Annotated in this window: 3 protein-coding genes and 2 pseudogenes; 3 read left to right on the top strand and 2 right to left on the bottom strand. The window is 58.1% G+C overall.

Features of this window, described 5'->3' with window-relative positions; all coding sequences use genetic code 11:
- Positions 1–284 (bottom strand): annotated as a pseudogene (locus Q0X21_RS10020) (small-conductance mechanosensitive channel); the annotation flags it as partial.
- Positions 285–517: 233 nt separating this feature from the next.
- On the opposite strand from Q0X21_RS10020, the gene Q0X21_RS10015 reads away from it, so the two are divergent.
- From Q0X21_RS10015 to ilvC, 3 genes are all read left to right on the top strand, one after another.
- The gene (locus Q0X21_RS10015; RefSeq protein ID WP_297851732.1) at positions 518–2,377 is read left to right on the top strand and encodes an acetolactate synthase large subunit; all 1,860 of its coding nucleotides are present in this window, start codon (positions 518–520) and stop codon (positions 2,375–2,377) included.
- A complete protein-coding gene (gene ilvN / locus Q0X21_RS10010; RefSeq protein WP_297851731.1) occupies positions 2,377–2,907 on the top strand; it encodes an acetolactate synthase small subunit in 531 nt (176 codons plus the stop codon). The genes Q0X21_RS10015 and ilvN overlap by 1 nt, the downstream gene beginning before the upstream one ends.
- 142 nt (positions 2,908–3,049) lie before the next feature.
- Positions 3,050–4,066 carry a ketol-acid reductoisomerase gene (ilvC, locus tag Q0X21_RS10005; RefSeq protein WP_297851730.1) on the top strand — a complete coding sequence of 339 codons (1,017 nt, stop codon included), beginning with the start codon at positions 3,050–3,052 and terminating at the stop codon, positions 4,064–4,066.
- 65 nt (positions 4,067–4,131) lie between these two features.
- Here ilvC and Q0X21_RS10000 read toward each other — a convergent pair.
- Positions 4,132–4,569, bottom strand: a pseudogene (locus Q0X21_RS10000) (peptidase dimerization domain-containing protein); the annotation flags it as partial.
- Between the last annotated feature and the right edge of the window lie 73 nt (positions 4,570–4,642).

Below are 4,642 nucleotides of genomic sequence, written 5' to 3'. Positions count from 1 at the left end.
GGGATTGCTGCGCCAGCCAGCGAGAAGCCGACTTGCTGCAGGAAGAAGACGAGGATCAGGAAGTACGCCAGCAATTCGCCGATGTAAATCATCACACCAGCGATTGCCAGGGATGACTTTCCTTCGTCCGGGTCCTTGGAATTCGCGACTTGGCGCTCTACATACCGGTTAGCCAGGCGGCCGGCACGAGGCACCAGCAACGCCAAGACAATAAGGAGAGCGAGATTGATGCCGGTGTCCGCGAGCCACCGCCAGAATTGTTCGAGGATCAGAGTGAAAGGCATAGCAAAAATAGATTATCCGTATTTCCGTTATGAATCCTTAGAGATGTGTATGATTTAGGCATGATCTTGATCGACCTAGTAGCAGTAATTCGCACGGCGCTTGGCCAACGTGCGACACACTCGTCTACGTAGAAGTCGAAAGGACAAGCGCCCCCGCCTCAGGTTGAAGAGCGGGGGCGCTTGTCGTAGATCACCCAGAGTGCTGAAAACTCACCAAAGGAGTTCGGAGAATAGTGGCAGGGTCACAAAAGAAACAGGCGGAACGGATGACAGGCGCGGAAGCGATTGTCCGCAGCCTTGAAGAGCTGGGCACAGAGATCGTTTTCGGCATTCCAGGCGGAGCGGTCCTCCCGCTTTACGACGCACTGTTTGCCGCCGAGAAACTGCGCCACGTCCTCGTCCGCCATGAGCAGGGTGGCGGTCACGCCGCTGAAGGTTATGCCCTGGCGTCTGGCAAGGTCGGCGTGTGCTTGGCTACCTCAGGTCCGGGTGCAACCAACCTGGTTACCGCATTGGCTGACGCATACTTAGATTCGGTGCCAATCGTGGCAATTACCGGTCAGGTCGGTACACCGCTTCTGGGTACCGATGCATTCCAGGAAGCTGATATCCGCGGTATCACGATGCCGATTACGAAGCACAGCATCATGGTGACCGATGCTGAGCAGATTCCGCAGGCACTCGCTGAGGCATTCCACCTCGCAAGTACCGGCCGCCCTGGCCCGGTCCTGGTGGATTTTCCGAAGGATGTCCAGAACGCTGAGATCGACTTCCACTGGCCACCGGTCGTTGACTTGCCGGGCTACAAGCCGACCACGATGCCGCACGGCCGCCAGATTTCTTCCGCTGCGAAGATGATTGCCCAGGCTGAGCGCCCGGTGATCTACGCCGGCGGTGGTGTGATTAAGGCGGATGCTTCAGCAGAACTGTTGAAGTTCGCGGAGCTCACTGGTGTGCCTGTCGTGACCACCCTGATGGCTTTGGGTGCATTCCCGACGCATCACCCGCTGAACATGGGTATGCCGGGCATGCACGGTACCGTTCCGGCTGTTGCTGCGCTGCAGAAGGCTGATTTGTTGATCACCATCGGCGCGCGTTTTGACGATCGTGTGACCGGCGATCCCGAGCACTTCGCCCCCGATGCCAAGGTGATTCACGCGGATGTGGATCCGGCAGAGATCGGCAAGATTCGCCATGCGGATGTTCCGATCGTCGGCGATGCAAAGGAAGTTCTGAGCCAGCTCGCCGAGCCGTTCAAGAAGGGCAAGAAGGTTTCTGCTCCGAAGATCGACGAGTGGATGGACTACCTCGGCGACATGAAGCAGCGCTTCCCACGCGGCTACGAAAAGAACGCAGATGGCAGCCTGTCCCCGCAGTTCGTCATCGAAACCTTGTCGAAGGAGGCAGGTCCGGAGGCGATCTACGTCGCAGGTGTCGGCCAGCACCAGATGTGGTCGGCTCAGTTCCTCGATTTTGAGAATCCACGCACGTGGCTCAACTCTGGTGGTCTGGGCACGATGGGTTACTCCATTCCGGCTGCACTCGGCGCCAAGGCTGCATGTCCGGACAAGGAAGTGTGGGCGATTGACGGTGACGGTTGCTTCCAGATGACCAACCAGGAAATCACCACCGCTGCGGTTGAAGGCTTCCCGTTCAAGGTCGCTTTGATCAACAACGGCAACCTGGGCATGGTCCGTCAGTGGCAGACCCTGTTCTACGAGGGACACTACTCGCACACGAAGCTGCACCAGGATGAGACCTACATTCCGGACTTCCTCGCACTCGCTGGCGCATTGGGCGCTGAGGCGATCCGCGTGACCAAGGAAGAAGAGGTTCTGCCTGCCATCAAACGCGCTCGTGAGATCAACGACCGCCCAGTGGTCATCGACTTTGTCGTCGGTGAGGATTCCCAGGTGTGGCCGATGATTTCCGCTGGCAGCTCGAATTCGGAGATCCAGTACGCGCGCGATCTGCGCCCGCTTTTCGACGAAGACATGTCCGCCGGCGAATCCCCAGCCGATATCCACGAAACCGTGGCCGAGTCCAAGGCCGACAACGAGGCCGGAGCAGCGGCTGAAGCGGAGGAGAAGTAATGCTGAATAACAACGAGATCTACACAGACGTCACCCGCAGCGTTTTGTCCGTACTGGTGGAAGATGTAGACGGCATCATCACCCGCGTGACTGCGATGTTCACCCGTCGTGGCTTCAACCTCGTCTCGCTGGCATCCGCGAAGACTGAGACACCGGGGATCAACCGCCTCACCGTGGTCGTTGATGCTTCCGAGCATGCTGTCGAGCAGATCACCAAGCAGCTGAACAAGTTGATTCAGGTGATCAAGGTCGTGCGCCTGGAAGAAGATCAGACGATTGCTCGTTCCCTGATGCTGGTGAAGGTCAATGCCAATAACGGTAACCGCCCGCAGGTCGTCGATGCCGCGAATATTTTCCGTGCTCGGATCGTGGATGTTGCACCGGATTCTGTGGTGATCGAAGCAACTGGTACATCGAGCAAGCTGAGTGCTTTCTTGGATGTGCTCGAGCCGTTCGGGATCCGCGAGTTGGTGCAGTCGGGCCGCGTCGCGCTGAACCGTGGACCGAAGACGATGGCTCCCTCCAAATAAGACCCCCTTTTCCACACAGAGAGCACACTGTCCCGTATAGTGAAACCTGTCGCCCATTATGCGGGACACGTACTCTCAACGCTCAAGATCATCGAGGGGCTGCGACTCCTCGTAAATGAACAGAAAGGTGAGTGTTTAGCTCATGGCAATTGAAGTTTTCTACGACGATGACGCCGACCTGTCCATCATCCAGGACCGTAAGGTCGCGATTATCGGTTACGGTTCTCAGGGTCACGCACACGCGCAGAACCTGCGCGAGGCTGGCGTTGAGGTTGTTGTTGGTCTCCGCGAGGGCTCCAAGTCCGCTGAGAAGGCACGCGAAGCTGGCTTCGAGGTCAAGACCAACGCTGAGGCTGCCGCATGGGCAGACCTGATCATGCTGCTGGCCCCGGATACCTCCCAGGCCGAAATCTTTAAGAAGGACATCGAGCCGAACCTGAATGACGGTGACGCACTGTTCTTCGGCCACGGTCTGAATATCCACTTCAAGCTCATCGAGCCGGCTGACAACATCACCGTTGGCATGGTCGCACCGAAGGGCCCGGGCCACCTGGTCCGTCGTACCTTCGCCGACGGCAAGGGTGTTCCGTGCTTGATCGCTGTTGAGCAGGACCCGAAGGGCAATGGCCGTGAGCTGGCTCTGTCCTACGCGGCAGCAATTGGCGGCGCACGCGCTGGTGTCATCCCGACCACCTTCGAGGCAGAGACCGTCACCGACCTGTTCGGTGAGCAGGCAGTCCTGTGTGGTGGCCTGGAAGAGCTGATCAAGAACGGCTTCGAGGTCCTCACCGAGGCTGGCTACGAGCCGGAGATGGCCTACTTCGAGTGCCTGCACGAGATGAAGCTCATCGTCGACCTCATCTACGAAGGCGGCATTGCCAACATGAACTACTCGGTGTCTGACACCGCTGAGTTCGGTGGCTACCTCTCCGGCCCGCGCGTTGTTGACGCTGGTGCGAAGGATCGCATGCGTGAGGTTCTCAAGGATATTCAGTCCGGCGAGTTCACCCGCCGCTTGATTGCCAACGTTGAAGGTGGCAACAAGGAGCTCGAGGGTCTGCGTGCAGAGATTTCCGAGCACCCGATCGAGAAGACCGGTGCGCAGCTTCGTGACATGATGTCCTGGGTTCAGAATCCGCTGAACGACACTGCCCGCTAATCAAGCGTCGCGTAACAGCGAAAGACTGACCGCCCGGAACGAGAAGTTCCGGGCGGTTTTCTCTGTTATGAATAGGTGCTCAGCCATGCTGATGCAGCCACGACGATTGCTTCTGCTCCACGGTCAAGAGTGGCGCCAAGCTCATCGGGGATGATCGAGAAATCCTCAGAGGCGGGAACTGCATCCAAATCGCACGACTGCTCGCCGAAATACGCATCGAAAGCCCGACGGACGGTGTCCGTGGGGGCCTCATCATTATCGGTGAGAGGGTAGCGGTCATAGTACGTGAACTCTGGCTCACGGGGACTGCGGGCGGCGACGCACTCGGCGCGCACGATGCGCTCGATCGCTTCTTTCAGGTGCTCACTGACTTCAGTGCTGTAAGCGCGTGTATTGATGAGTAGCTCAGCCGAGTCGGCGATGATATTTGATTGTGTTCCGGCATGGATTGCACCAACAGTGACTACCGCGGTCTCCTTGGCAGCGACTTCGCGCGCAACGATCCCTAGAACTTAGGAAAAGGGCGGATTCTAGCGTTCGTTGCAACGTTTCCTAGGTTCCGGTCAATCCTAGTAG

It is taken from the genome of uncultured Corynebacterium sp., assembly GCF_947253065.1.
GTDB lineage: Bacteria > Actinomycetota > Actinomycetes > Mycobacteriales > Mycobacteriaceae > Corynebacterium.
This window is presented reverse-complemented; position numbering and strand designations above follow the sequence as displayed.